23 protein-coding genes are annotated in these 25,853 nt (G+C 69.3%); 9 read left to right on the forward strand and 14 right to left on the reverse strand.

From position 1 onward, the window contains the following. Positions 1-49 precede the first annotated feature (49 nt). Positions 50-847, reverse strand: a complete 798-nt coding sequence (locus ACOCEP_RS18000; RefSeq protein WP_482338590.1) for a thioesterase family protein — start codon at positions 845-847, stop codon at positions 50-52. A gap of 59 nt (positions 848-906) precedes the next feature. On the opposite strand from ACOCEP_RS18000, the gene ACOCEP_RS18005 reads away from it, so the two are divergent. Both ACOCEP_RS18005 and ACOCEP_RS18010 read left to right on the forward strand, forming a co-directional pair. Next, positions 907-1,602, forward strand: a complete 696-nt coding sequence (locus ACOCEP_RS18005; RefSeq protein WP_482338591.1) for a TetR/AcrR family transcriptional regulator — start codon at positions 907-909, stop codon at positions 1,600-1,602. A gap of 9 nt (positions 1,603-1,611) precedes the next feature. Then, positions 1,612-2,817 (forward strand): PP2C family protein-serine/threonine phosphatase, encoded by a 1,206-nt coding sequence (locus tag ACOCEP_RS18010; RefSeq protein WP_482338593.1) that lies wholly within the window; start codon positions 1,612-1,614, stop codon positions 2,815-2,817. Between the two features lies 1 nt (position 2,818). Here the strand turns inward: ACOCEP_RS18010 and ACOCEP_RS18015 are convergent, their stop codons facing one another. Further along, the gene (locus ACOCEP_RS18015) at positions 2,819-3,388 is read right to left on the reverse strand and encodes a YdeI/OmpD-associated family protein (protein WP_482338595.1); all 570 of its coding nucleotides are present in this window, start codon (positions 3,386-3,388) and stop codon (positions 2,819-2,821) included. 90 nt (positions 3,389-3,478) lie between these two features. Here ACOCEP_RS18015 and ACOCEP_RS18020 point away from each other — a divergent pair, with 90 nt between their 5' ends. Continuing rightward, positions 3,479-3,841, forward strand: a complete 363-nt coding sequence (locus ACOCEP_RS18020) for an arsenate reductase family protein (RefSeq protein ID WP_482338597.1) — start codon at positions 3,479-3,481, stop codon at positions 3,839-3,841. On the opposite strand, the gene ACOCEP_RS18025 is transcribed toward ACOCEP_RS18020, so the two are convergent. Then, complete coding sequence (locus tag ACOCEP_RS18025; protein ID WP_482338599.1) at positions 3,768-5,003, reverse strand: MFS transporter; 1,236 nt, start codon at positions 5,001-5,003, stop codon at positions 3,768-3,770. The genes ACOCEP_RS18020 and ACOCEP_RS18025 overlap by 74 nt on opposite strands. A 75-nt stretch (positions 5,004-5,078) precedes the next feature. Here ACOCEP_RS18025 and ACOCEP_RS18030 point away from each other — a divergent pair, with 75 nt between their 5' ends. Continuing rightward, positions 5,079-5,621: an ArsR/SmtB family transcription factor gene (locus ACOCEP_RS18030; RefSeq protein ID WP_482338601.1), complete on the forward strand. Its 543-nt coding sequence runs from the start codon at positions 5,079-5,081 to the stop codon at positions 5,619-5,621. Between the two features lie 475 nt (positions 5,622-6,096). On the opposite strand, the gene ACOCEP_RS18035 is transcribed toward ACOCEP_RS18030, so the two are convergent. Beyond that, positions 6,097-7,254 carry an epoxide hydrolase family protein gene (locus tag ACOCEP_RS18035; RefSeq protein WP_482338602.1) on the reverse strand — a complete coding sequence of 386 codons (1,158 nt, stop codon included), beginning with the start codon at positions 7,252-7,254 and terminating at the stop codon, positions 6,097-6,099. A 61-nt stretch (positions 7,255-7,315) separates the two neighbouring features. Between ACOCEP_RS18035 and ACOCEP_RS18040 the strand changes: the two genes are divergently transcribed. After that, positions 7,316-8,275 (forward strand): helix-turn-helix transcriptional regulator, encoded by a 960-nt coding sequence (locus ACOCEP_RS18040; protein WP_482338603.1) that lies wholly within the window; start codon positions 7,316-7,318, stop codon positions 8,273-8,275. A gap of 50 nt (positions 8,276-8,325) precedes the next feature. Here the strand turns inward: ACOCEP_RS18040 and ACOCEP_RS18045 are convergent, their stop codons facing one another. Next, a complete protein-coding gene (locus ACOCEP_RS18045; protein WP_482338605.1) occupies positions 8,326-9,984 on the reverse strand; it encodes a sulfatase-like hydrolase/transferase in 1,659 nt (552 codons plus the stop codon). 62 nt (positions 9,985-10,046) lie between these two features. After that, a complete protein-coding gene (locus ACOCEP_RS18050; RefSeq protein ID WP_482338607.1) occupies positions 10,047-11,168 on the reverse strand; it encodes a PucR family transcriptional regulator in 1,122 nt (373 codons plus the stop codon). A gap of 144 nt (positions 11,169-11,312) precedes the next feature. On the opposite strand from ACOCEP_RS18050, the gene ACOCEP_RS18055 reads away from it, so the two are divergent. From ACOCEP_RS18055 to htpG, 4 genes are read left to right on the forward strand one after another with little or no spacing between them, the layout of a single operon-like run. Next, positions 11,313-12,536, forward strand: a complete 1,224-nt coding sequence (locus ACOCEP_RS18055) for a YncE family protein (RefSeq protein ID WP_482338608.1) — start codon at positions 11,313-11,315, stop codon at positions 12,534-12,536. Next, on the forward strand, positions 12,533-13,147 hold the full coding sequence (locus ACOCEP_RS18060; RefSeq protein ID WP_482338610.1) for a hypothetical protein: 615 nt from the start codon (positions 12,533-12,535) through the stop codon (positions 13,145-13,147). The genes ACOCEP_RS18055 and ACOCEP_RS18060 overlap by 4 nt, the downstream gene beginning before the upstream one ends. Positions 13,148-13,196: 49 nt before the next feature. After that, positions 13,197-14,783, forward strand: a complete 1,587-nt coding sequence (locus ACOCEP_RS18065; RefSeq protein ID WP_482338611.1) for an alkaline phosphatase D family protein — start codon at positions 13,197-13,199, stop codon at positions 14,781-14,783. Positions 14,784-14,812: 29 nt separating this feature from the next. Continuing rightward, positions 14,813-16,678, forward strand: a complete 1,866-nt coding sequence (gene htpG, locus ACOCEP_RS18070; protein ID WP_482338613.1) for a molecular chaperone HtpG — start codon at positions 14,813-14,815, stop codon at positions 16,676-16,678. Positions 16,679-16,742: 64 nt separating this feature from the next. Here the strand turns inward: htpG and ACOCEP_RS18075 are convergent, their stop codons facing one another. The 8 genes from ACOCEP_RS18075 to ACOCEP_RS18110 form a co-directional block, all read right to left on the reverse strand. Next, complete coding sequence (locus ACOCEP_RS18075) at positions 16,743-18,758, reverse strand: iron ABC transporter permease (protein ID WP_482338614.1); 2,016 nt, start codon at positions 18,756-18,758, stop codon at positions 16,743-16,745. Next, the gene (locus tag ACOCEP_RS18080; protein ID WP_482338615.1) at positions 18,758-19,735 is read right to left on the reverse strand and encodes an ABC transporter substrate-binding protein; all 978 of its coding nucleotides are present in this window, start codon (positions 19,733-19,735) and stop codon (positions 18,758-18,760) included. Before ACOCEP_RS18080 ends, ACOCEP_RS18075 begins: the two co-directional genes overlap by 1 nt. A 17-nt stretch (positions 19,736-19,752) precedes the next feature. Then, on the reverse strand, positions 19,753-20,568 hold the full coding sequence (locus ACOCEP_RS18085; RefSeq protein ID WP_482338617.1) for an ABC transporter ATP-binding protein: 816 nt from the start codon (positions 20,566-20,568) through the stop codon (positions 19,753-19,755). Between the two features lie 154 nt (positions 20,569-20,722). After that, on the reverse strand, positions 20,723-21,589 hold the full coding sequence (locus ACOCEP_RS18090) for a metal ABC transporter permease (RefSeq protein ID WP_482338619.1): 867 nt from the start codon (positions 21,587-21,589) through the stop codon (positions 20,723-20,725). Next, complete coding sequence (locus ACOCEP_RS18095) at positions 21,586-22,329, reverse strand: metal ABC transporter ATP-binding protein (protein ID WP_482338620.1); 744 nt, start codon at positions 22,327-22,329, stop codon at positions 21,586-21,588. The genes ACOCEP_RS18090 and ACOCEP_RS18095 overlap by 4 nt, the downstream gene beginning before the upstream one ends. Next, complete coding sequence (locus ACOCEP_RS18100) at positions 22,326-23,240, reverse strand: metal ABC transporter substrate-binding protein (protein WP_482338622.1); 915 nt, start codon at positions 23,238-23,240, stop codon at positions 22,326-22,328. The genes ACOCEP_RS18095 and ACOCEP_RS18100 overlap by 4 nt, the downstream gene beginning before the upstream one ends. 48 nt (positions 23,241-23,288) lie before the next feature. Beyond that, the gene (locus ACOCEP_RS18105) at positions 23,289-25,382 is read right to left on the reverse strand and encodes a (Fe-S)-binding protein (RefSeq protein ID WP_482338624.1); all 2,094 of its coding nucleotides are present in this window, start codon (positions 25,380-25,382) and stop codon (positions 23,289-23,291) included. A gap of 23 nt (positions 25,383-25,405) precedes the next feature. Next, positions 25,406-25,843 carry a hypothetical protein gene (locus ACOCEP_RS18110; protein ID WP_482338625.1) on the reverse strand — a complete coding sequence of 146 codons (438 nt, stop codon included), beginning with the start codon at positions 25,841-25,843 and terminating at the stop codon, positions 25,406-25,408. Between the last annotated feature and the right edge of the window lie 10 nt (positions 25,844-25,853).

Raw genomic sequence — 25,853 nt, forward strand, 5'->3', positions numbered from 1 at the left:
GCCGGATCTTAACTCCCGGCGCCGCGTCATGACCCTTCTTTCGGGTGGTTCAGGGGACGCGGACGGCGGCGATTTGCGTCGCTTGCCCGATCAACCTGTTCTTCTCGTCCCAGAGTTCGGCGACCTCGTCCATCCGGTCGCCGCCGATCTCGCCCGCGCGCATCCGCACCCGCACCGGGCCCGGCGCCGGAATGCCGCGCAGGTACGCGGTGAACTGGACGGTCGGCGCCCAGCCCGCGATGCCGAGGTCGTAGGAGATCGGCGGCACCGGGTCGAGCGCCACGAGCAGGCTCACCGGATCCCAGTCGGAGCCGTCGGCGAGCCGCAGCCAGGACGAGATGACACCCTTCCGGGACGGCTGTCCCACCGCGAAGCCCGCCGAGGCCGGATCGATCCGCTGCTCGACGACGTCCATCAGGCCGATCCGGAATCCGCCCCCGCCGTCGGCCGGTACGGGCAGGCAGTCCTGCTCCGGGGGGATCTCGACCGGGTCCACTCCGGACCACCACGCGTCGCCGTCGGCCAGGACGCCTTGGGTGATCAGGGCCTCGGTGCAGGGCTTGCCGTGCTGGCTCAGCCGCGCGCGCAACTGGGTGAGGCCGCGGCCTTCGCGCAGCGTCTCGACCTCGACGACCGCCGGGCCGGGTTCCGGGGCCACGGAGAACGAGCCGCTGATCGCGGTCAGATGCGGATGCGTGGAGACCTCGGCGGCGGCCCTGGCGAGCACGGCGAGCAGGTAGCCGCCGTGCAGCTTCGTCCCGATCGTCCACTGTGGATCGAGTTCGGTGTCGAACACCGGGCCGTCGCCGCGGCGGACGAGGGCGGTCGCGGTCTGGAAAGGCGCCATGGGTTCAAGCTGACATCGTCAACTTGACGGTGTCAAGTCAATGCTGGCAGCATCACGGCATGGGCGCGAAGCGGACGAAGGCGCGACCGGGCGAAGGGGAGAAGCTGCGGGGCGAGATCCTGAGCGCCGCAGACGCCCTGCTCGGCGAGGCGGGGACCGACGAGGCGCTGACGCTGCGTGCCGTCGCGCGCCGGACCGGCGTCTCCACGCCGTCGGTCTACGCGCACTTCCCGAGCCGCGACGCGCTTCTGGAGGCGGTCTGCCTGCGGGTGTGGGACGAACTCGCGCACCGGATGCGTGAACACGCCGTCGGGGTCGCCGATCCGATGCGCGCGCTCAGCCGGTGCGCGCGGGTGTACGCGCGGTTCGCGCTCGACCATCCGGTGCAGTACCGGGTGCTCCTGATGCGTCCCTCCGGCGGTTCGTCGCCCGGCGCGGTCGCCTGCTTCCGGTATCTAGCCGACGCGACGGCCACCTGCGTGCGGGCCGGGATCCTGCACGGGGAGGCGGAAGTCCTCGCGATGGGGCTCTGGTCGGCGATGCACGGCTGCGTGAGCCTGCTGATCGCCCAGCCGGGCTTCGGCTGGCCGGAGGAGCCGGAGGCGCTGATCGACACCGTCATCCGGATGGCGGGTCTCGGCACGGCGCTCGCCTCCCGCGTGCCCCGGGACGCCATTCCGCCGAGTGCCGTACTGGCTGAGGACCTCGGCGAACTGGCGGCGGGCTGGGCGGTGCGGGCCGAACGGACTGGATAGGCTCTGCGCATGCCCGAGACCCCGACCGCCGCGGACCGGCTCCAGGTGCTCGAAGCCATCACCGATACGTCCCTGGGGAAACTCGGCCAGGACGAGGTGATGGCGACGCTCCTCACGCGTGTCCGCGAAGTGCTCGGGGTCGACACGGCCACGGTGCTCCGGCTCGATCCGACGGCGCAGCAGCTGCAGGCCATCGCCGCCTCCGGGATCGAGGAGGAGGTCTACCAGGACGTCCGGATCCCCGTCGGAGCCGGTTTCGCGGGGCGGATCGCCGAGCAGCGGCGACCGGTGATCATCGACCACGTCGACGAGACCACGGTGGTGAACGCGCTTCTGTGGGAGCGAGGGCTGCGCACCCTGCTGGGGGTGCCGATGCTGGCCGAAGACGAACTGGTCGGCGTCCTCCACGTCGGGTCGGTGACGCCGCGGGAATTCTCCGAGACCGACGTCGAACTGCTCCGGCTGGTGGCCGGCCGGCTCGCGCTGGAGGTGCAGATCGACGTCGCCGCCAGCGATCGCGCGGCCGCCGCGGCGCTCCAGCGGAGCCTGCTGCCCGCCCGGCTGCCCGCCGTCTCCGGGATGAAGTTCGCCGCCCGGTACGTGCCGGGAACCGAGCCCGGCGTCGGCGGTGACTGGTACGACCTGTTCCCGCTGCCGGACGGCCGCCTCGGCATCGTGATGGGTGACGTCGCCGGGCACGGTCTGAACGCCGCGGTGATCATGGGGCGGCTGCGGAGCGCCCTCCGCGCCTACGCGCTCGAATCGGACGACCCGGCGGAGGTGCTGTCCAAATTGGACCGGAAGGTCCAGCATTTCGAGCCGGGAGCGCTGGCCACCGTCGTGTACGGGTCGGTTTCGGTTTCGCGGGGCAGCATCGTGGTCTCGCTGGCCGGACATCTGCCGCCGGTGCTCGCGGCGCCGGGTATGCCGTCGAGGTTCGTCGACGCTCCCGTCGATCCGCCGATCGGTGTCACCGGGCCGGGGCGCCGAAGAGTCGAGGTCGAGCTGCCGCCCGGCGCGGTGCTCGCCTTCTACACCGACGGTCTCGTGGAGCGCCGGGACCAGCTGATCGACGTCGGCCTGCAACGGCTCGCCGGCGCGATCACCGCGGACCCGCCGTCGCTGGTGTGCGCGCGGGTGATGGCCGCGCTCGTCGGCAACACGCCGGCACAGGACGACATCGCCCTTCTCGTGGCCCGATGCGAACTGAACTGAGTCACCGGACCGGGTGATTGGCGCGGCGGTTCACGGCCGCGAGCTCGACGGTCCTGGCGATCCGCCGCTCCCGGGTTTCCGGCTTCTTCGCCGTCAGGATCCATTCCAGGATCAGCCTTTTCGACGACGGCGGGAACTTCTCGAAATGCGTGCGGGCCGCCTCGTCGGCGTCGAGCCGGACACGCAGGTCCTCGGGGACGGCCTCGCCGTCCGGCACGATCTGCCAGCGGCCCTTCTCCTTGGCGAGGTCGATCATCGCCTGCCCGCGTTCGGTCATCAGGCCCTCGGCGATCAGGCGGGCGGCCCGTTCGCGGTTGACGCGGCTCCAAGAACTGCGGGGGCCGCGCGGGGTGAACCGCAGGCGGGAACTCGTGGCGTCGTGTTTGCGGTGCAGCCCGTCGATCCAGCCGAAGCACAGGGCCTGCTCCATCGCCTCCTCGATCCGGATGCTGGGGACGCCGCTGCCCTTGTGCCGGATGACCAGCCAGACCTCCTTCGCGGTCCCGGCGTTCTCGGCGAGCCAAGCCCGCCACTCGGCGGGGGAGGCGGCGCTGAAGGTGGTCTCGTCCATGACCGGGTTCCTTTCGTCGTAACGTCTGCAACCATCATCGGAACCAAAGTGCTCACCGAGTGAGCGCTTTGAGAGAGGGAGGTGGCCCGGATGGAGATCTGGGTGAATCCGGCGTGCTCCAAATGCCGGTCCGCGGTGTCGCTGCTGGACGAGGCGGGAGCCGAGTACACCGTGCGGAAGTACCTCGAAGAGCCACCGACGGCGAAGGAACTGAAGGCCGTCCTCGAGCGGCTCGGGCTCGAACCGTGGGACATCACGCGCACCGCCGAGCCGATCGCGAAGGAACTCGAGCTGAAGACGTGGGGGCGCACGGCCGCCGACCGCGATCGGTGGGTCGACGCGCTGGCCGCCCATCCGAAGCTGATTCAGCGTCCGATCATCACGGCCGACGACGGGACCACCGTGGTCGCGCGGACCCCGGAGGCCGTGCGGTCGGTGCTGCCCGAGGGGTGAGGAACACCAGCGACAGGATCACGGCGGCCGCGCCCGCGAACACCGGCCGCAGCCCGAAGATCTCCGCGAGCAGCCCGGCCGCCACGGCGCCCAGCGGTTTGGTGCCCCACGCGACCAGCCGGTGGCCGCTGGTGGCCCGGCCCAGCAGATGATCCGGGATGATCCGCTGCCGCAGCGAAACGACGACGACGTTCCACACCATGACCCCGGCCCCGCCGAGGAAGAAGACCGCTCCGACGACGTACGGATTCGTGGTCACCGCCGGGATCCCGGCGAACGCGGCGCCGGTGCACAGGGTGAGCGCCAGGGTGCGGGAGCGGCCGAGCGCGAGTTCGACGCGCTCGGCCGCGAACGACCCCGCGAAACCGCCGAGGGCGACGGTGGCGAGCAGGAATCCGTAGGCCTGTTCGGACAGTCCCATCGCCGACGACGGGCCGACCGCGTAGAGCACGAAGATCGTGACCACGGCGCTCGTGGCGAAATTGAACCCGCCGACCATGATCGCCAGAATCCGGAGAATCCGGTTCTCCCAAAGGAAACGTAGTCCTTCGACCAGATCTTCGCGCACGCTCGTGTCGCGAGTCCGGTCGGCACGGAACTCACCCCGGACGAAGAAAAGCGCGGCCACCGCGACGATCCAGAGCGCCGATGGCGCCGCGAACGCGACGAAAGCGCCCGCCGCGACAAGGAAACCGCCCAGCGGCGGGCCGGCGAATTCGTTGGCGGTGAGTTCGGCGGCGTAGAGGCGGCTGTTGGCCCGTGTCAGCCGTTCGCGGCCGACGATCTGCGGGAGGATCGCCTGCGCGGCCGTGTCGTGGACCGTTTCGGCGACCCCGATCCCCAGCGCGACCACGTAGAGCAGCCAGATCGACCCGAATCCCAGCGCGCTCGCCGCCGCGAGCGCGGCGAGCAGGCTCGCCCGGACCACGTTGGCCACGAGCATCGCGCGGCGCCGGTCGACACGGTCGGCGAGCACCCCGGCGTGCAGGGCGAACAGCAGCCACGGCAAGGACGACACGAACGCCAGCCCCGCGATGAGCGCGGGTGACCGGGTGAACTGGACGGCCACCAGGCCGAGCGCGATCTTGACGATCCCGTCGGCCAGGTTCGACAGCCCCGACGAACTCCACAGCCGCCAGTAGGCGGTCCCCAGTGCGGTCACCGATCGAGGATCGCACATCGATTGAGAAAACTCCATCGATGGTTGTCTTCTCCATCGGTCGGCTACGCTGCGGTCATGGACGATCAGGTCGCCGCGAGGGTCGCGGACCGGCGGCGCGAGGCGACGGCGCGTGAGGCCAAGGCGCTCGGGCATCCGTTGCGGCTGCGCATTCTCCGGCTCTGCGGCGAGCGGGAGCTGACCAACAAGGAGCTCGCCGACCGGCTGGACAAGGACCCCGGCACCGTGCTCTACCACGTGCGGCAGCTCACCGAGGCAGGTCTGCTGGAGCAGGCTCCGGTACGCACCGGGACGAGCGGTGCGCTGGAGAAGCCCTACCGCAGCGCCGGCAAGTCCTGGTGGCTGGACGGGCCGCTGAACGGCGAGGACGAAGACACCCGGTTCGGGCCGATCGAGGCCTTCCAGGACGAACTCCGCGAGGCGGGCCCGGGTTCGGTGCGGGTGGTCGAACGGTTCGCGCTGCACCTGTCGCCGGAGGAGGCCACCGAACTCGACAACCGCATCCTCGACATCCTCGACGAGTATGTCGCCACCGATCAGGAGCGGCTCGACCGGCCGCTGCTGAACGGGATCTTCCTGCTGCACCGCATGGCCGAGTGACTCGCGGGCTCGGTCTGTGGGGTCTGGGGGCTGGCGCCGGTGTCGCGAAAGCCACTTTCGGGACACCAGACGTCTCGAAAGTGGCTTTCGCAACCCCCGGGCCAAGCCCGGCACCCGGCGGTACCGAGTGGGTCTGGTCTCGTGAGTGGTGATTCGGGTTCTAACCGTCATCACCACTCACGACTACCTGTGCCGAACGGCGGCTTCGCGTGATTGATCGGACGGCACGTGTGTCGTCCGTCGGATCACGTGTGTCGTCCATCCAGTCACGCAAGACCGCCAGTAGGTATCAAGGACACGGTCGGCTCTAACCGGCATGAGCACTCTGGAGCCCCTTCACGGGCTTCCGCAATCGACACCCTGCGCCCCAGGAGAATCCGGCGTCGATCCGCCCGGAGATGTCAGGAAAGGGTCGTTCAGGACATCTTTCGTCCCGAACGACCCTTTCCTGACACTGGGGCAGGCCGCCGAGGCGTCAGGACAGTTCGCGGAAGAAAGCCCGGATGTCGCCCAGCAGCAGATCCGGCGCGTCCTGGGTCGCCCAGTGGCTGCCGCGGTCGAACTCCTGCCACGAAACGATGTTCGCGTGGTCCCGCTCGGCGAAGCGGCGCAACGGCCGGAAGTCGTAGGCGAAACTCGCCAGCCCGGTCGGCGCGGTCGTCGGCTCGGCCGGGTGCTCGGTGTGCTTGTCCTCGTAGTAGAACCGCGCCGCCGAGGCCGCGGTGTTGGTGAGCCAGTACAGCGTGGCGTTGGTGAGCACATGGTCGTCGCTCGTCGCCGACAGCAGTTGCGCGCTCCACGCCAGCTGCCCGGTCGGCGAGTCGGCCAGCGCGTGCGCGAGGTTCTGGGGCGCGCTCTCCTGAAGTTTGGCGTAGCCGGACATGTCGTCGTTGAAGGACTGAAGGAACTGCATGTACTCCAGTTCCTTCTCGGTCATGCCCTCGAACTCCGCCGGGTCGCCGCTGGGGAACGAGAACAGCTGCGTGACGTGCACGCCGATCACGTGTTCCGCGTCGGCGCGGCCGACCTCGGGGGCGACGAACGAACCGGCGTCGTTCCCGTGCGTGCCATAGCGCTCGTAGCCCAGGCGGCGCATCAGCTCGGCCCAAGCCTGAGCCGTGCGGTACCGGTTCCAGCCCTTCTCGCGCGTCGGGCCGGAGAAGCCGAAGCCGGGCAGCGAAGGGATGACCACGTGGAACGCGTCCGCCGGGTCCGCGCCGTGAGAACGCGGGTCCGTCAACTGGTCGATCAGGTCGAGGTATTCGAAGACCGAGTTCGGCCAGCCGTGGGTGAGGATGAGCGGCTTCGCGTCCGGCTCGGGCGAGCGGACGTGCAGGAAATGGATGTTCTGCCCGTCGATCTCCGTGGTGAACTGCGGGTACTCGTTGAGCTTCGCCTCCCACTTGCGCCAGTCGTAGCCCTCGCGCCAATACGCCACGAGCCGCCGCACGTACTCCAGGGGCACGCCGTACTCCCAGCCCGGCGTGACCGGTCCGCGCTGCACCCCGTCGGTCACCTCGTCGGCCGGCAGTTCGTTCGCCCAGCGGACGCGGGCCAGGCGGTCGGCCAGGTCGTCCAGCTCGGCCTGCGGGACCTCGACGCGGAAGGGCTTGATCTCGGTGTTTTCGCTCATGAGACCAAGGTAGAGTTCCATTAGGAACATCCCGTTCCTAATGGAGGGGCAGCCTGAAGAAATGTTGGAAACTTCGGCACGATTGCTCCGTTTGCTCTCCCTGCTGCAGACTCCCCGTGACTGGACCGGCACCGAACTGGCGGAACGCCTGGAGGTCAGCGCCCGGACGATCCGTAACGACGTCGAGCGGCTGCGCGCGCTCGGCTACCCGGTGAACGCCACCCGTGGTTCGGTCGGCGGCTACCGCCTCGGCGCGGGGGCCGATCTGCCGCCGTTGCTGCTCGACGACGAGGAGGCCGTCGCCGTCGCGATCGGCCTGCGCACCGCGGCGGGCGGCACCATCGCGGGCGTGGAGGAGACGTCGTTGCGCGCGCTCGCCAAGCTGGAGCGGGTGCTCCCGTCCCGGTTGCGCCGCCGCGTGAACGCCCTGCAGGCGTACACGGTCCCGGTGCCGAGGGACGAACCCGGCCCGCGTGTCGCCGCCGAGACGCTCACCGTGCTGACGGCGTGCTGCCGGGATCGTGAGGTGCTGCGGTTCGGCTACCGGACCCACGACGGTTCGGAAAGCGTCCGCAAGGTCGAGCCGTATCGCCTGGTGAACTGGGGACGCCGCTGGTACCTCGTCGCCTGGGACCTCGACCGCGGCGACTGGCGCACGTTCCGCGTCGACAGGCTGACGCCGCGAGTTCCCACGGGTCCGCGGTTCACCGCGCGTGAGTTGCCCGAGGACGTCACCGACCGCGTGCGGCGCGGGGTGTCGTCCGCCGCTTGGCGCTACCGGGCCGACGTCACCGTGCACGCGTCCGCCGAAGAGGTGACCGCGCGGATCAACCCCGCCGTCGGGACGGTGGAGGCCGTCGACGCGAACACGTGCGTCCTGCACACCGGCGCGGACAGCATCGAGACGATGGCCGTCCACTTAGGACTCCTCAACGTCCCGTTCCGCGTCACCGAACCCCCGCAACTAGTCGACTACTTGCGTGAGCTGGCCGACCGGTATCGCGACGCGACCCGCGTTTAGTCCTCTAGATGCGGGAGAGGGAGCAAGTAGTCGACTAGTTGCGGCGGGGGTTAGCGCGCGAAGGTGGTCAGGAACCGGTCCCGGAACGTGTCCATTCGCCACACCGGCGCGTTCCGGTCCGGGTTCAGGCCGTCCTGCCAGTTCCAGCCGGCGACCTTGTCGAGTACCGCCTTGTCCCGCGTGACCACCGTGATCGGGACGTCGTGATCCGCGCCCGCGCCGGCGACGATCGGGTTCGGCTGGTGATCGCCCAGGAACACGAGCACGAGATCGTCGTCCCCGTACGTCTCCACGTACGAGATCAGCGAGTTCAGCGAATAGGCGATCGAGTCGCCGTACGCGCCGCGCACCTTGGCGGGGTCGGTGAACACCTCTTCGGGTGTTTTCCCTTGCGAGGGCATGGGATCGTAGATCGACCCGTCGCCGACGGCGGTCCAGTCGACCAGACGGGGGAGTGGCGTCCACGGCCAGTGGCTGGTGACGAGGTCGATCTCCGCCATCAGCGGCGGGCGATCCCGAGCGCGTTCGGCGCGCTGGAAAGCCGAAAGCGTGAACTGGTCCGGCATCGTGGCGTAGGAGAACGGCGGTCCGCGATACCCGATGGTGCGGGAGTCGTAATAGCGGTCGTAGCCGTAGACCTTGCCTTCCGGCCAATCCTCGGTATGTGCCGGGACGACGCCGACCGTCTCCCAGCCCGCGCGTTCGAACGCACCCCCGAGGGTGAACCGGTCGGTCTTCACGAAGTCGTCGTACCGGTGCTGGCTGTCGACCCAGACCCCGGACTGGAACGTCGAGTGCGCCAGCCAGCTGCCCGCGCTGGTCGTCGGCGAGGTCAGGAACGCGCTGCGCGAGCCGTATCCGGCGTTCTTCAGCCGCGCCGTCCCGGCGTCGAGCACCGCGTCGATCTTCGGCGCGATGTCCGAGTCCTGGACGGCCACCCGCCCGTAGCTCTCGACGAAGGTGAACAGCACGTCCTTGCCGCGCAACGCGTTCAGCAGCCCGGAGGCCGGAGTGTCACGGAAAGCGTCGACGGCGACCTCCGCGGCGAAGGCCTCCCTGTCCCGGATACCGGCTCGTACCTGGCGGAGGTCTTCGTAGGCGAAGGCGGCCGCGCTGCGTGACGCGAACGGCTGTCCCGGAGCGAGCTGCGCGCCGGAGACCGCGCACACCATCCAGACCACGCTGAGCACGGCCGTCACCCTGGTCGACGCCGTGCGCCGTCCGGCCACCACCCGGCTCAACCGCAGGACGGCCAGCGCCATCAGGACGATCACGACCACGGCCAGCAGCGTCAGCCCGGCGAACGACGCGAGCGCGCCGGTCCGCCCGATGGACGTGCCGAGCAGATCGACACCGTTGCCGAGCACACCCCAGTCGAACACCGGGTTGAACCGCCGGTTCAGTGTGAGCCCGAAACCGATGTCGATGGCCTTGAGCACGGTCAGGAGCCCGAGGAGCGCGCCGGCCGACACCGCGACGACGCGTCGCGCGCCGTCACGCAGCATGAGCACGACCGCCACCCCGAGCAGCGCCTCCACCGGCAGCCGCACGAACGCCTCCGCCGTCAGCCCGTCGAGGTCGGCAGGCGCGAGCAGAGCGAACAGGACGAGCACCGCGGACGCGGTCGTCGCCGCGCTGGACGCGATTTCGCGGGCTGCCGTCCGGTCGCCGGGCAGACCGGTGAGTGCGGGACGCGGGAAAACCGACAAGGCGGGTTCCTTCCGGGGTGGACTGCCTTCATCGGGTTACACGGACGACGGGCCCCGGCGGTTCAGCGCGATCGCCACGTCCGCAGCGCCCACCACCAGTTGACCGTGTGCCGCACGTCCGGCGGGTCGAGCGACGTTCCGGTGATCTCGCCGAGCCGGGAAAGCCGATACCGGACGGTGTTCGCGTGGACGTGCAGCGCGGCGGCCGTCTGGTCGAGCCGCCGCCCGTGATCGAGGTAGGCCAGCGCGGTCGAGACGAGTTGTTCGTGGAAGGGATCGCCTGGCGTCAGCGCGGCCAGCAGGGTGCCTTCGAGCAGCGCGGCGAGGCCCGGCTGGGCGGCGAGCGCGGTCTCCACGGCCAGATCCGCCACCGCGTGCAGGCCGCGTGATCCCGCGGCGACCGGCAGGGCCATCACGCACAGCGCGTGGGTGCTCCGGACCTCGGCGAGCGGGACAGCGGGCGAGGCCACCATGAGCACGTCGTCCCCGAGCGCGGGCGGGGCGGGCAGCCGCGGCGCCAGCCCGGCCAGCCGCCCTTCGACCAGGCCGAAGACGCCACCTGTCGCGCCGAGCCGTCGCTCGACGACCAGTGCCTGGTACGGATCGCCGACGTCGCTCAGCAGGCAGTGGTAGCGCCCGCCCGGGTTCAGCCCGGCGTTCGCGACCTCCCCGGCCGAAGGCGCCGTCGCGTCGCCGCCCAGCAACCGCCGCAGCACCCGGGCGCGGTTGTCGTGCGCCGTGCGGGAGAGTTCGAGTTCGGCTTCCTGGTACCCGGCGATGACCTGGCGTTCGAGAGCGCGGGTGTTCCGGTCGAAGTCGACCAGCGCCGCCAGCATGACGTCGTCCGGCACCCCGGCCGCCTTGCCGCGTCCGACGGCGATCTCCACCGCGCGGCTGCGGCCCGCCTGCACCCCGCGCAGCAGCGCGGCGAGCGGCACACCCTGCGCGGCCCGGTCCGCGCCGAGGTCGGCGGCCGCCGCGTAGTCCTGCTCGCCGGCACCACCCGGCCGGTCGAACGAGGCGAGCCCGGCCGCGAGCACGATCGCGACGTGCCTCCGGTTCTCGTCCACCGGCAACCGCGCCACTTCGGGTGATTCGGTGCGGGCGGCCCGGACCACCTCGTCGACGACCTCGGCGTCGGCCGCTATCTCGGCCAGCAGGTCGTGGAGCGACCGGTGCGCCATCGCCACCGCCTTCCCGCGCGGATTGTGCCCGGTGCACAACGAAGCCGGCGGTCGTTGGCGACCGTCCCCTACCGAGGGTGTCCGGCCGGTTGGTTTCCTGTGAGCTACCGAAAGGTAACAGGCCCTCGCCGAAAGGTGCGCCCGATGCGGAAACGCCGGTTGCTGACCACCGTCCTCGTGACCTGCCTGGCCGCGGCACTGGGCTCGGCGCCCGCCGCCGCGGCCGACGAACTGCGCCAGGTCCTGTTCGTCGGCAACAACTGGGAGGGGACCGCGGACGTCATCGCGCCCTCCGGCGACTACGCGAAGATCGCGCGCGTGAACATGGTGCCGGACAAGGAAGAACGGCTCACCGAGATCTACCTGAACCCGATCAAGCTCGCGTTCTTCCTCGGTATCCGCAATGGCGTCGGCGAGGGCCACGACCAGCTCGTCGACGACCTCTACACGACCCCGGACGGGAGCGCGGTCGTCGCGTCCCGCCCGAGCTTCGCCGACGTCGTGTCGATCGACCTCGCCACCGGCCGGGTCAACTGGCGGTTCCCGGTGTCGGGGTTCCGCTCCGACCACATGGCGGTGTCGCCGGACGGCCGCGGCATCGCGGTCTCCGCTTCGACGTCCAACACCGTCCACGTGCTCGACATCGAGACCGGACGGCAGCTCGGCTCGTTCAAGACCGGCGACAAACCGCACGAGAACACCTACACCGACGGCGGCCGGTACCTGTGGAACAGCTCGATCGGCGAGGTGAACACCGCGCTCGACGCGCCGTGGCAGGACATCACCAAGGGCGACCGGAAGCTCACCGTGGTCGACGCGAAGACCTTCCAGCAGGTCAAGGTGATCGACATGCGTGAGCGTCTGGACGCCTTCGGGCGCAAGGATCTCTCCGACGCGGTCCGGCCGGTGGCGTTCACCCCGGACGAGTCGAAGCTGTACTTCCAGGTGTCCTTCTTCAACGGTCTCCTCGAATACGACGTCGCCGCCGACCGGATCACGCGGTCGAAGACGCTGCCGAAGAACCCGGACACCAGCGAGGACCGCACGACCTGGGTCAACGACTCCCGCCACCACGGGCTTTCGATGAGTCCCGCGGGGGACAAGCTCTGCGTCGCCGGGACGATGGACGACTACGCGACCATCGTGGACCGCGCGAGCCTGCGGGAAGGGCCGCTCGTGACCGCCGCGAAGCCGTACTGGGCGACCGTGAGCGGCGACGGAAGGCATTGCGTCATCTCGGAAAGCGGATCGGACCAAGTGACCGCGATCGACTTCGCGACCGGCGCGAAGGTGAAGTCCGTCCCGGTCGGCGACCACCCGCAGCGGATCCGGATCGGCCACGTGCGCACCGGTAGCCTGCACGGGTGAGCGAAGAGATCTGGGCGGCCCTCGGTGCGACATCCCTCGACGAGGTGCGGCGGCGTGCCGCGGTGATCGACGCGATCACCGAGATCGAGCCGGTCGAGGTGGACGGCGCGGTGCGCTACGCCTGGAACGACGGCGGCGGCCAGTCGGCGGTCTGGTACTTCACCCCGGACGGCCGCGCGCTGCTGCTGACCTTCGACCACGAATCGGCGCTGAACCTGTACGCCGAAGAGGACTACTCGGTGCAGGAGGCGCTTTACGGCGGCGTCCCCGAGGACCTCGTCGCGCTGGTGCGGAACCGGCCGGAGAACTACGAGTCGTTGAACCTCGTCTCGGATTCGGGAGAGACGATCCTCTACGCCGGTGGCGTGTTCTGGTTCGACGGCACGAGGTGGGCGCAGGCCGAAGGCTTCCTGGAGCACTGCCGCCGCGAGGAGCTGGACCCGCTGTGCGAGTCGGGGTTCACCTACTGTCTCGGCGACTACCGGTTCGGCGAGGAGTTCACCCCCGAGCTGATCGTCGGAGACCGGGCCGCCGACGGCTGGTACGAGGACGACGCCGACCGGGAGAAGTCGCTGGCCGGGATCCGCGAGATCTTCGCGCGGCTCGGCTGAGGCTCCGCTCAGCGCACGATCTTGGCGTCGCTGTGGCACCGTTTCAGGAATGAGCCTGCGCCTGGGTCCGTTGCTGCGGCACGTCGACGACGTGTCGGCGACGGTGTGGGTCGAGACCGCCACCGCGAGTGAGGTCGAGGTGCTCGGCACGACCGCGAGGACGTTCGAGATCCGAGGCCACCACTACGCCCTGCTGGTGCTGACGGACCTCGAACCCGGCTCGTCCCACGAGTACGACGTGCGCGTGGATGGCGAAAAGGTCTGGCCCCCGGAGGATTCCGGGTTCCCGCCCAGCCGGATCCGGACGTTGCCTTCGGACGAGTCCCGGGTCCGGCTCGTTTTCGGCTCCTGCCGCAAACCGCACGACGGCGACACCTTCGGCCCGGACGCGCTGGCCGCGTACGCCCGCCGGATGGCCGACGGCGAGGAAACCGAGTGGCCGCAGGCGTTGCTGATGCTGGGCGACCAGGTCTACGCCGACGAGACCACCGACGAGACGCAGGAGTGGCTGAAGCAGCGCCGTGACACCTCGAAACCGCCGGGCACCGAGGTGACGGATTTCGAGGAGTACACCCACCTCTACCTCGAAGCCTGGGGCGAGCCGGTGATCCGCTGGCTGCTGTCCACCGTGCCGACGTCGATGATCTTCGACGACCACGACGTCCGCGACGACTGGAACACCTCCCATGCCTGGCGGCAGCAGATGCGCGCGCAGCCGTGGTGGCGGGAGCGCCTGCGCGGGGCGATCATGTCGTACTGGGTCTACCAGCACCTCGGGAACCTCGGCCCCGCCGAACTCGCCGAGGACCCGACCTTCCAGAAGGCCATCGCCTCCGGCGGGGACAACGCCGGCCTGCTCATCGAGTTCGCCGACGAAGCCGACGACGACCGCGACGGCACCAAGGGCGCGCGATGGAGTTACCGCCGCGACTTCGGCTCCGTGCGGCTGCTGGTCATCGACAGCCGGGCCGGGCGGATCCTGGTGGGCGGCGCCCGGTGCATGGTGGACGACGACGAGTTCGACTGGATCGAGCACAACGCCGCCGCGCCGTGCGACCACCTGCTCATCGGATCCTCGCTCCCGTGGCTGCTGCCGCCGGTCGTCTCCCACCTGCAATCACTGAACGAGCGTGCCTGTGACCGCCCCGGGTGGCGCGGACGGCTCGCGGAGAAGATCCGGCAGGCGGGCGACCTCGAACACTGGGCGTCGTTCCGCGCGTCGTTCGACCGGCTCGCGGCGATGATCGCGCGCGAGGGACGCCGCGACGATCCGCCCGCCACCATCGCGGTGCTCTCCGGCGACGTCCACCACGCCTACATCGCCGAGGCGCGGTACCCGGATCCGGTGACCTCGGCGGTGTACCAGCTCACGTGCTCGCCGGTGCACAACGCGATGCCGCGGCCCCTCCGGCTGGCTTTCGGCGCCACCTGGTCGGCCCGGCTCGCGTCCCTGGCGCGCCGCTGGGCGGAACGCGGCGGCGTCGAACCCCTTCCACTCGACTGGCGGAAGACGTCGGGACCGCATTTCGGCAATGTCGTCGCGACCGTCGAGACCGACGGCCGATCAGCCGTCACGACGATCGAACAGGCCACCGGTGAGGGGCTGGTCGAGGTGGCCCGGCAGAGGCTGGCCTGAGCCCGTTCGACGCTGGGTAATATCGGCGCGTGACAACCTCTGCCGAAACACTCGAGTTCCAGTCGGAGGCACGTCAGCTGCTTCAGCTGATGATCCACTCGATCTACTCGAACAAGGACACCTTCCTGCGGGAACTGGTGTCCAACGCCTCCGACGCACTGGACAAACTCCGCCTCGAAGCGTTCCGTGACAAGGACCTCCAGGCGGACACCGACGATCTCCACATCGAGATCGCGACCGACCCCGAAAACCGCACCCTCACCGTGCGCGACAACGGAATCGGGATGAGCCGGGACGACGTCGTGGCGCTGATCGGCACGATCGCGAAATCCGGCACCGCCGAATTCCTGAAGAAACTGAAAGAGACCAAGGATTCCGCGGCTTCGCAGGATCTCATCGGCCAATTCGGCATCGGCTTCTACGCCAGCTTCATGGTCGCCGACAAGGTCACGCTGCTGACCCGCCGCGCCGGATCGGACGAGGGCGTCCGCTGGGAGTCCGAGGGTGAGGGCACGTACACCATCGAGACCGTCCCGGACCTGCCGCAGGGCACGTCGGTCGTCCTGCACCTCAAGCCGGAGGACGCCGAAGACCAGCTCTTCGACTACACCTCGGCCACGAAGATCAAGCAGATCGTCAAGAAGTACTCGGACTTCATCACCTGGCCCATCCGGATGACCGAAGGCGACGAGGTCGTCACGGTCAACTCGATGAAGGCGCTGTGGGCCCGCCCGTCGAGCGACGTCACCGAAGACGAGTACAACGAGTTCTACAAGCACGTCGCGCACGACTGGAACGACCCGCTGGAGACGATCCGGCTCCAGGCCGAGGGCACCTTCGAGTACCAGGCGCTGCTGTTCCTGCCCGGCCACGCGCCGCTCGACCTGTTCATGCGGGAGCGCAAACGCGGTGTCCAGCTGTACGTGAAGCGCGTCTTCATCATGGACGACTGCGAAGCGCTGATGCCGGAGTACCTGCGCTTCGTGAAGGGCGTCGTCGACGCGCAGGACCTCTCGCTCAACGTCTCGCGCGAGATCCTGCAGCAGGACCGGCAGATCCAGCTGATCCGCCGTCGCCTGGTGAAGAAGGTCCTCTCGACGGTCAAGACCCTGATGGCCGACGAGAACCCCTACAAGTACGAGACGTTCTGGAAGGAGTTCGGCCGCGCCGTCAAGGAAGGCCTGCTGGACGACCACGAGAACCGCACCGCCATCCTCGACATCTGCTCGTTCGCCTCGACGAATGATCCGGAGAAGCTCACGTCGCTGCGTGAGTACGTCGAGCGGATGAAGGACGGCCAGGAGCACATCTACTACCTGACCGGCGAATCGCGGCAGAGCATCGAGAACTCCCCGCATCTGGAAGCCTTCCAGGCCAAGGGGTACGAGGTGCTCGTGCTCACCGACCCGATCGACGAGATGTGGGTCGACGCCGTCTCCGGGTACGAGGAGAAGCAGTTCCAGTCGGTCGCGAAGGGCGAGGTCGAACTCGACTCCGACACCACCGACGAGCAGAAGGAGGAGTTCTCCGGGCTGCTGACCTGGCTCACGACGACCCTGTCCGAGCAGGTCAAGGAGGTCCGGCTCTCGTCGCGGCTGACGACGTCGCCCGCCTGCATCGTCGGCGACACGAACGACGTCACCCCGACGCTGGAGAAGATGTACCGCGCGATGGGCCAGGAACTGCCGCAGATCAAGCGGATCCTGGAACTGAACCCGGGGCACCCGCTGGTGTCCGGGCTGCGGTCCTCGTTCGCCGAGAAGGGCGAGTCCGAAGGTCTCGCGGAGACCGCGGAACTGCTGTACGGCATGGCTCTGCTGGCCGAAGGCGGCGAACTGGGCGACCCCGCCCGCTTCACCAAGCTGCTGGCCACGCACCTCCAGAAGACCCTGTAGTCCGAAGCGCGTGAAGGCCCCCTTCCCTCGGCTCAGCCGAGGGAAGGGGGCCTTCACGCGCTATCTACGGCCGGGTCCGCCAGAGCACCAGCACGAAGTACGGCGTCCCGACCATCGCGATGACCAGGCCCGCCGGGATCTGAGCGGGCGCGATGACCGTCCTCCCGAGGGTGTCCGCGACGCTCACCAGCAGCGCCCCGAGCGCCGCGGCCACCGGGAGCACCCGGCCGTGCCGCCCGCCGACCAGGGAACGCGCCAGATGCGGCGCGACCAGCCCGACGAACACGACCACACCGATCGCGGACACCGCGGTGGCCGCCAGGATCCCGGAGGCGCCCAGCACGAGCAGCCGGGACCGTTCGATCCGCATCCCCAGCACGCGCGGGGTGTCCTCGTCGAGGGCGTGCAGATCGAGCTCGCGATGCTTGGCCCACAGCAACGGTGTCAGCGCGAGGAGCGCCAGCGCCACGGGCGCGACCTGCTCCAGCGTGCGGCCGTAGGTCGACCCCGAAAGCCAGGTCAGCGCCTTGGCCGAGTTCCACGGGTCGGAGACCACGATCAGCAGGTTGATCAGCGCCATCCCGGCCGACCAGACCGCGATGCCGATGATCACCAGCCGGTCCGAATCCAGCCCGGAACGCCAGGCCAGCCCGTAGACCAGCAGGAACACCACGGCCGCGCCGAGGCCGGCGGCACCGGCGATCGACCAGGCGCCGACGGCGGGGACGATCGTGATCAGCGTGATCGCGCCGAGCCCGGCGCCCGCGGTGATCCCGAGCAGCCCGGGTTCGGCGAGCGGGTTGCGGCTGACCGACTGGATCCCGCAGCCCGAAACCGCCAGCGCGGCACCGGCGAGCAGCGCGGCCAGCACCCGTGGAAGCCGTTGGTCCAGCACGAAGGTCAGCGCCGTACCGGTGTTGCCGCTGACCCAGTTCGCGAGGTCGCCGAGCAGCACCATGCGGTCGCCCAGCATCAGGCCCACGAGCGGGACGGCGGCGAGCAACGCGACCAGGACGACGGAGATGGCCACGAGCCGCCGGGTCGATCCGGCGACCCCGACCCGCCCGGCCGGAGCCGGGCGGCGCGAGCCGCTTCCCCGGCCGCGCCGCGCCAGCCACACCATCACGACGGCGCCGACGATCGTGGTCACCACACCGGTCGGCACCCGCACGGCTTCGGCGGAACCCATGATCGCGCGCAGGACGACGTCGGCGCCGAGCACCGTCACCACGCCGACCAGCCCGGAAACCGGCAGCAGCGCGCGGTGTTTGGCGATCGGCAGCAGCAGCCGCGTGATCACCGGCGCGCTCAGCCCGACGAACCCGACCGGTCCGGCGACGGTCACCGCCGCCGCGGTCAGCGCGACGGTCAGCACGACCGCGCCGACCCTGGTCCGGCGGACGCGGAGGCCGAGCAGGGTCGCGTTGTCGTCACCGAGGGCGAGGACGTCGAGTTTGCGGCCCATCGCGATGAGCGCCACGACGGCGATCACCACGATCGGCGTCATCTGGGCGGTCGCCCGCAGATCGGAGACGGTGAGCGAGCCGCTGCCCCAGGCGAACAGCCCGTTCGTCTCCTGCTCGAACAGGAGCAGCAGCAGAATGGTCACCGAGTTGAGCGCCAGGAGGACCGCCGAGCCCACGAGCACCAGCCGCGGGCTGGCCGAACCGCCGCCCGCCAGCCCCAGCACGACGACGGCCGCGGCCAGCCCGCCCACGAACGCCGCCCCGCCCACCGGCACGAGCGGCAGCGAAAGCCCGAACGCGGAGATGGCCACCACGGCGAAATGCGCGCCCGCGTTGACCGCGAGCGTGTCGGGGGAGGCGAGCGGGTTCCGTGCCACGGACTGCATTCCCGCGCCCGCGACGCCGAGCGCGACCCCGAGCAGCAACGCGGCGAGCAGCCGGGGGACGCGCGAACCCTCCAGTACCGCGAGGGTCTGCGCGTCGCCCTGGCCGAAGATCGCCTTCACCACGTCCAGCGGGCCGGACGTCGACGTGCCCTGGGTCAGGTGGATGCCGGCGAGGACGGCGATGAGCAGCACCAGCCCCGCCGACACCGCGATGGTGCGGGCACGCATCAGGTCGTGACTGCCTTCACGATCTGGTCGGCGGTCATGATGATCGACTTCGGTCCGCCGAAGGTCCACGTCCCGGCCTGGAGCTTGTGGATCTTCTTCGAGACCACGAACGGCAGGCGCTGGTAGACGGCGTTCTGCGCGAGCCCGGTAGTGAAGACGTCCTCTTCGGACGCGCTGTAGAACAGCACGGTCTTCGGGTCGGTGAGCGCGGTCAGGCCTTCGACGTCGGTCTGGCCGAGACCCCACTGCGGATCGACCTTGCCGGTCCAGGCGTTCTTGAGACCGACGGCCTCGGCGGTGTCGGAGACCAGCGAGCCCTTGCCGAACGGACGGATGCTGACGGTGCTGCCTTCGAGGTAGCCGTCGGCCATGAGGAACGGGGTGCCCGCGGCGCCCTTGGCCTCCACGGCCTTCTTGCCCTCGGCGAGTTTGGCGTCCATTTCGGACAGTTGCCGGCCCGCCTCGGCCTCCTTGCCGACCGTCTTCGCGATCAGCTTGAAGTCCTCACGCAGGCGGTCGAAGTTGCGGCTCGCGTCGCTGGACTTGGTGACCACGACCGGCACGTACTTCTCGATCTGGGGCACCAGCGTCGAGTCGCGCTCCTCGGCCATGATGACGACGTCGGGGCTCAGCCCGACGATCGCGTCGACACTGGGCTCGTTGCGCTTGCCGACGTCCTTGACCTCGGCGGTCAGCGGGGCGGCCTTGTCCCAGACGTTGTAGCCCGCGACGTCCGCGGCGCCGACCGGCATGACGCCGAGCGACGCGACCATCTCGGCCTCGCCCCATTCGAGCGCGACGACGCGCTTGGCCGGGGCCTTGAGGGTGACGGCCTTTCCGCGCGCGTCGGTCACCGTGACCGGTCCGCTCGCGGCCGCGGTGTCGCTCGGCGCGGTCGCGGTGTTCTCGGTGGTGCCGCAGGCGGACAGCAGCAGGGCCGTCGCCGCCACAAGGGCGGCAGGGGTCAGCAAACGCATGGTTCTTCCTGGATTTCTCAGGCGGGCCTGGGCGAATGCCGCCCGAGTGGCCTGCAGTGGATCGCGCCCGTCACCGGGTCGTTCGCGACGTGGACGGTGACGCCGTAGGCCTGGGAGAGATGCTCGGTGGTGAGCACCTGCCCGATGTCACCCGTGGCCACGATGGTTCCCTCGCTCAGCAGGACGACCTCGTCGGCGATGATCGCCGCGTGGTCGAGGTCGTGCAGCACCACGCCGACCGCGACGCCTTCGTTGGCCAGATCGCGGACGACGTCGAGGATCTCGACCTGATAGCGCAGGTCGAGATGGTTGGTGGGCTCGTCGAGCAGCAGTACCGAGGTCTGCTGGGCGAGACAGGACGCGAGCCAGACTCGCTGGAGTTCGCCGCCGGAGAGTTCGTCGACGCCGCGTTCGGCCATCGCCGTCACGCCGGTGAGCTCCATCGCGCGGCGGATCGCGGCGGCGCCGTCGACGTCGACCCCGCGCCAGCCGGAGCGATACGGATACCGGCCGTAGGAGACGACGTCACGCACGGAGACCCCGCTCGGGGTGGGCCGGTGCTGGGTCAGCAACGTGACCTGCCGGGCGAACTCCTTGCCGGACAACGCGTTGCCGCCCCAGACGGCGCGTTCCCCGAGGCGGACGCCGCCCTCGCGGGGTTTGTGCAGCCGCGCCAGCGAACGCAGGAGCGTCGACTTGCCGGAGCCGTTCGGCCCGACCAGCGCGGTCACCAGGCCGGCGCGCAGCGACAGAGACACCCCGTCCACCACGGCCCGCTCATGGTGCGCGAGCACCAGGTCATGGCCGGTGAGCAGCGCGTCTTCCGTTGACATGAGGGGAGCCTAACCTAAGCGGCGGTTCGGACCCATGTCACGAGAGACACAGCGCGCGGGGTGATTGTCCGGTTACGGGAGCTGAAGGACGCCTTCACCGCATTACACGCGGTGAAGGGAGCTTTCGTCTCATCGCATGCGGGGAAAGTCCCCTTCAGCCCCTCGCGAGCTCCCGGCGGCGCCTGGCCAGCCGCTTCCCGACGATCCCGTGCCGCGGCCCGAACAGGTACACCAGCGTGAACCCGGCGCCCTGCACCAGCACGATCATCCCGCCGGACGCGGTGTCGAGGTGGTAGCTCAGGTACAGCCCGGCCACCGCCGCGAGCACCGAGAACGACGGCGCGATCACCAGCATCCGGCCGAACCGGTCGGTCAGCAGGTACGCCGTCGCGCCGGGGATGATCAGCATCGCCACCACCAGGATCACGCCGACCACCTGCAACGCCACCACCGCGGTCAGCGCGAGCAGGCCGAGCAGCGCGGCGCCGAGCACCCGTGGGTTCAGCCCGATGGCGTGCGCGTGCGTGGGATCGAAGGCGTACAAGGTGAAATCGCGCCGTTTGAGCACCAGCAGGGTGAGCGTGATCGCGCCGAGGACGCCGATCTGGATCAGATCCGACGTGTCGACGCCCAGCAGGTTGCCGAAGATGATGTGGTTCAGATCGGTCTGGCTCGGCGTCACCGAGATCAGCACGAGCCCGAGCGCGAACAACGTGGTGAACACGATGCCGATCGCGGCGTCCTCCTTGACCCGGCTGGTGTCGCGGACGACGCCGATCAGCGCCACGGCAAGGAAACCGAACACCACGGCACCCAGCGCGAAGGGTGCGCCGAGGACGTACGCCAGCACGACACCGGGCAGCACGGCGTGCGAGACCGCGTCGCCCATCAGCGACCAGCCGATCAGCACCAGCCAGCAGGACAGCACCGCGCAGACCGCGGACGCGATCACCGTGGACGCCAGCGCCCGCACCATGAAGTCGTAGCTGAGCGGTTCGAGGAACAGGTCGTAGAGACTCACGCGGGTTCTTCTTCCCGTTGCAGGACATCGAGCCCGAACGCCAGCGCGAGATTCTCGGGCCGGAGCACCTCGCCGGGGGAGCCGTGCGCGAGCACCTTGCGCATCAGCAGGATCGCCTCGTCGGCCAGGCCGGGAAGCGCGTGCAGGTCGTGCGTGGAGATCAGGACCGCGGCGCCGTCGGCCGCGAGTTCCTTGAGCAGGCGGGTGATCGTGGCTTCGGATCGCTTGTCCACGCCGGCGAACGGCTCGTCCAGCAGCAGGACACGGGCGCCTTGCGCGATGCCGCGTGCGACGAACGCGCGCTTGCGCTGGCCGCCGGACAACTGGCCGATCTGCCGTCCGGCGAGTTCGGTCAACTCCACCCGCTCCAACGCGTGGTCGACGGCCTCGTGGTCGGCGCGCCGTGGACGACGGGTGAAGCCGAGCCGTCCGTAGCGGCCGGTCATCACGACGTCCCGCACCGACAGCGGGAACGACCAGTCGACGTCCTCGCTCTGCGGCACGTACCCGAGCACGCCGGTCTTGCGGGCGCGGGCGGGAGCGCCGCCGTCGATCGACACCGTGCCGGCGTCCGGCCGGACCATGCCCATGATCGTCTTGAACAGGGTCGATTTTCCGGAGCCGTTCATCCCGACCAGCCCGCAGACGTGACCGTGGTCGAGCGTGAGGTCGACACCGTCGAGCGCGAGGACGTCGCCATAGTGGACCGTGAGGCCTTCGACGCGGATCGCGGCCGTCACGGCTTCGCTCCGGTGAGCGCGGCGACGATCGTCTTCGAGTCGTGGCGGATGAGGTCGAGATAGGTCGGCACCGGGCCTTCGGGACCGGAGAGGGAATCCACGTACAGGACGCCGCCGAACGCGGCACCGGTCGCGGAGACGACCTGCCGCATCGGGGCGTCGGAGACGGTCGACTCGCAGAACACCGCGGGGACCTTGTTCTGCTTGACGAATTCGATGGCGCGGGTGATCTGCTGCGGGGTGGCCTGCTGTTCCGCGTTGACCGCCCAGATGTACCGCTCGGTGAGGCCGGTGTCGCGCGCGAGATAGGAGAAGGCTCCTTCGCAGGTGACCAGCGCCCGCTCGTTCTGCGGCAGGCCGCTCAGCGCACCTGTCATCTCGTCCCGCACCTCCTTCAGTTTCGCCTTGTAGGCGTCTCCGTTGGCCTTGAACACGGCGGCGTCGCCGGAGGAGAGCTCGCTGAACGCCTTCACCATGTTGTCCACGTAGATACCCACATTCGTCGGAGACATCCACGCGTGCGGGTTCGGCTTTCCCTGATAGGCGTCCTCACCGATGGCGATGGGCTGGACACCCTCGCTGACCACCTTGTGCGGCGCGTCGCTCTCCTTGACGAACCGGGCGAACCACGCTTCCAGGTTCAACCCGTTGTCGAGGATCAGATCGGCCTTCGCGGCCTTCTTGATGTCGTCCGGGGTGGGCTCGTAGCCGTGGATTTCGGCGCCGGGCTTGGTGATCGACTCGACGCGGAGCTTGTCGCCCGCGACGTTCGAGGCGATGTCCGCCAGGACCGTGAACGTGGTCAGCACGACCGGCCGCTTGTCGTCCGTCCCTCCGGCGGGACCGCCGCAAGCGGACAGGACGAGTGCGGACGCCGCCAGCGCGCACACGGTCTTGCGCAGATTCGCCATACCGCGAGTTTAGAGTTCGGTGCGCCGAACTTCCAACTCCCGTGTGCCTTAAATCTCCGTCCGGTCGCGTTCCTTCACTGTTTCCAGCAGGAGCTGGGAGACGTCGCGCACGGTGACGTTCTCGCCACGCTGTTCGCTCTGCCGCTGCACGAGACCGTCGTTCAGCATCACCCGGCAGAACGGGCAGCCGGTGACGATGGTTTCGGCGTCCGTGCCGAGCGCCTCGTCGACGCGTTCGAGGTTGATGCGCTTGCCGATCTGCTCCTCCATCCACATTCGCGCGCCGCCGGCGCCGCAGCAGAGCGACCGGTCCGCGTGCCGGGGCATCTCGCTGAGCGTGGCGCCGGTCGCGCCGACGAGTTCGCGCGGCGGTTCGTAGACCTTGTTGTGGCGGCCGAGGTAACACGGGTCGTGGTAGGTCACCGGCCCGGCGTCCACCGGTTTGACCGGCGTCAGCTTGCCCGCGCGGACGAGCCGGTTCAGCAGCTGCGTGTGGTGCAGGACCTCGTAGTGCCCGTCCAGCTGCGGATACTCGCGGCCGAGTGTGTTGAGGCAGTGCGGACAGGTGGTGACGATCTTGCGGGTCCCCGGTTCGCGGCCCTCGAACACCGCGTTCAGTGTCTCGACGGTCTGCTGCGCGAGCATCTGGAAGAGGAACTCGTTGCCGGAGCGGCGCGCCGGGTCGCCGGTGCAGGACTCGTCGGTGCCGAGGATCGTGTACTTCACCCCGGCGAGATGCAGCAGTTCGGCGGTGGCGCGGACGGTCTTGCGGGCGTTGTCGTCGAAGGCACCCGCGCAGCCGACCCAGTAGACGTACTCGACGTCGTCGGCGAGCTCACCGTCGAAGACCGGCACCTCGAAACCGAGGTCCTTCGTCCACGCGAGACGGTCGGAATTGTTCTGGCCCCAGGGGTTTCCCTTGGTTTCGAGGTTCTTGAACAGCACGCCGAGCTCACTCGGGAAGGCCGACTCGATCATCACCTGGTAGCGGCGCATGTCCACGACGTGGTCCACGTGCTCGATGTCGACCGGGCACTGCTCGACGCAGGCGCCGCAGGTGGTGCACGACCAGAGGACGTCCGGATCGATGACCCCGAAGTCCTCCTTGGTACCGACCAGCGGACGCTCTTCGGGGGCTTCCTTGCCGTCCAGGATGTACGGCGCCTTCTCGAAGAGGTGGTCGCGCAGGTCCATGATCAACAGCTTGGGGGACAAGGGTTTCCCGGTGTTCCACGCCGGGCACTGCGACTGGCAGCGGCCGCATTCGGTGCAGGTGGCGAAGTCGAGCATGCCCTTCCAGGTGAAGTCCTCGATCTTGCCGCGGCCGAACGTGTCGTCCTCGCCCGGATCCTCGAAGTCGATCGGCTTGCCGCCGGACTCCATCGGCAGCAGCGGGCCGAGCGCGTCCGGGAGCCGCTTCGCGGTGACGTTGACCGGCGCCAGGAAGATGTGCAGGTGCTTGGAGTAGAGCACGATCGACAGGAACGCCAGCATCACGCCGATGTGCAGCAGCAGCCCGACGGTCTCCAGTGGCTCGGTGACCGAAGCGCCCAGCGGCTCCAGGAGTTCGCCCACGCCGAGGGAAACCCACGCGCCCGACTCGTACGGGAAGACGCCGACCGCCGCCGACGCGCCGCGGAAGAGGAACATCGTCCAGATCACGTTGAAGATCATGAACAGGATCAGCCAGGCGCCGCCGGTGTGCGACCCGAAGAACCGTGACGCGCGGTCTTTCCGTTCGGGTGCCTGGCGGATCCGGATCACCGCGAAGACCGCGAGCGAGATCAGCACGGCGACCGCGATGAAGTCCTGGAGGAAGCCCAGCACCGCCCAGTGCCCGATGAGCGGGATGTGGAAGTCGTGGTCGAACAGGGCGCCGTACGCCTCGACGTAGACCGAGCCGAGGATTACGAAACCCCAGAACGTGAACAGATGCGCGAGCCCGGGGACGGACCACTTCAGGAGTTTGCGCTGCCCGAAGACCTCGGCCAGATGCGTTTTCGCGCGGACGGCCATGACGTCCGAGCGTTTCTCGTCCGGCTGGCCGGAGCGGATCAGGTTGTAGAGCCAGGCGGCGCGACGGGCGGCGAAGGCGAGACCGGCGACGGTGATGAGCAGACCGAGGATGAGACGAACGAGCACGAGTCCTCCGGGGGAGAATCGGCTCAGTGAGAGCCGGTGTAGTACCGGCACGCCTTGCAGGCGTACCGCATTTTGGCCACTCGCCACCGTTTTCGGTAGGCCTCCAGATGGCCCGGCCGTGGCGGATGCACGCCGAGCCTGCGGTGACGGCGGATCCGCCGTCCCGATTCGAAGAGTTCGGTCGCCAGGCCGAGATAGGCGCGCCTGAGCGCGATACCCGGCTCGGCGGCGAGATTGTCCCGGCAGAATCGGTGCAGCAGCGCGAGATCAGGGAGACCGGGGGAGGTCACGCCGGACAGGTGCTCGACGACGCCGAGGCCGGGATGCCCTGGGGCGACGGAGAATCTCGCGGGAAGTCCACAGTGGACGCAGGTGAGCGTGCAGCTCAGACATCGGGTGACATGGCGGATCCGCCGTTCGCGCCGATCCCCGTCGATCGTTTCGCGAACGTGCCACCCCATGGAGCCTCCC

It is taken from the genome of Amycolatopsis sp. CA-211722, assembly GCF_056828465.1.

Excerpts from the sequence above, each read along its gene's own strand:
- ACOCEP_RS18050 (WP_482338607.1), bottom strand. The coding sequence starts at position 11,168 with ATGGCGCACCGGTCGCTCCACGACCTGCTGGCCGAGATAGCGGCCGAC.
- ACOCEP_RS18040 (WP_482338603.1), top strand. The coding sequence starts at position 7,316 with ATGTTGGAAACTTCGGCACGATTGCTCCGTTTGCTCTCCCTGCTGCAG.
- ACOCEP_RS18075 (WP_482338614.1), bottom strand. The coding sequence starts at position 18,758 with ATGCGTGCCCGCACCATCGCGGTGTCGGCGGGGCTGGTGCTGCTCATC.
- ACOCEP_RS18030 (WP_482338601.1), top strand. The coding sequence starts at position 5,079 with ATGGACGATCAGGTCGCCGCGAGGGTCGCGGACCGGCGGCGCGAGGCG.
- ACOCEP_RS18035 (WP_482338602.1), bottom strand. The coding sequence starts at position 7,254 with ATGAGCGAAAACACCGAGATCAAGCCCTTCCGCGTCGAGGTCCCGCAG.
- ACOCEP_RS18055 (WP_482338608.1), top strand. The coding sequence starts at position 11,313 with ATGCGGAAACGCCGGTTGCTGACCACCGTCCTCGTGACCTGCCTGGCC.
- ACOCEP_RS18100 (WP_482338622.1), bottom strand. The coding sequence starts at position 23,240 with ATGGCGAATCTGCGCAAGACCGTGTGCGCGCTGGCGGCGTCCGCACTC.
- ACOCEP_RS18020 (WP_482338597.1), top strand. The coding sequence starts at position 3,479 with ATGGAGATCTGGGTGAATCCGGCGTGCTCCAAATGCCGGTCCGCGGTG.
- ACOCEP_RS18110 (WP_482338625.1), bottom strand. The coding sequence starts at position 25,843 with ATGGGGTGGCACGTTCGCGAAACGATCGACGGGGATCGGCGCGAACGG.
- ACOCEP_RS18085 (WP_482338617.1), bottom strand. The coding sequence starts at position 20,568 with ATGTCAACGGAAGACGCGCTGCTCACCGGCCATGACCTGGTGCTCGCG.
- ACOCEP_RS18005 (WP_482338591.1), top strand. The coding sequence starts at position 907 with ATGGGCGCGAAGCGGACGAAGGCGCGACCGGGCGAAGGGGAGAAGCTG.
- ACOCEP_RS18065 (WP_482338611.1), top strand. The coding sequence starts at position 13,197 with ATGAGCCTGCGCCTGGGTCCGTTGCTGCGGCACGTCGACGACGTGTCG.
- ACOCEP_RS18080 (WP_482338615.1), bottom strand. The coding sequence starts at position 19,735 with ATGCGTTTGCTGACCCCTGCCGCCCTTGTGGCGGCGACGGCCCTGCTG.
- ACOCEP_RS18000 (WP_482338590.1), bottom strand. The coding sequence starts at position 847 with ATGGCGCCTTTCCAGACCGCGACCGCCCTCGTCCGCCGCGGCGACGGC.
- ACOCEP_RS18010 (WP_482338593.1), top strand. The coding sequence starts at position 1,612 with ATGCCCGAGACCCCGACCGCCGCGGACCGGCTCCAGGTGCTCGAAGCC.
- ACOCEP_RS18015 (WP_482338595.1), bottom strand. The coding sequence starts at position 3,388 with ATGGACGAGACCACCTTCAGCGCCGCCTCCCCCGCCGAGTGGCGGGCT.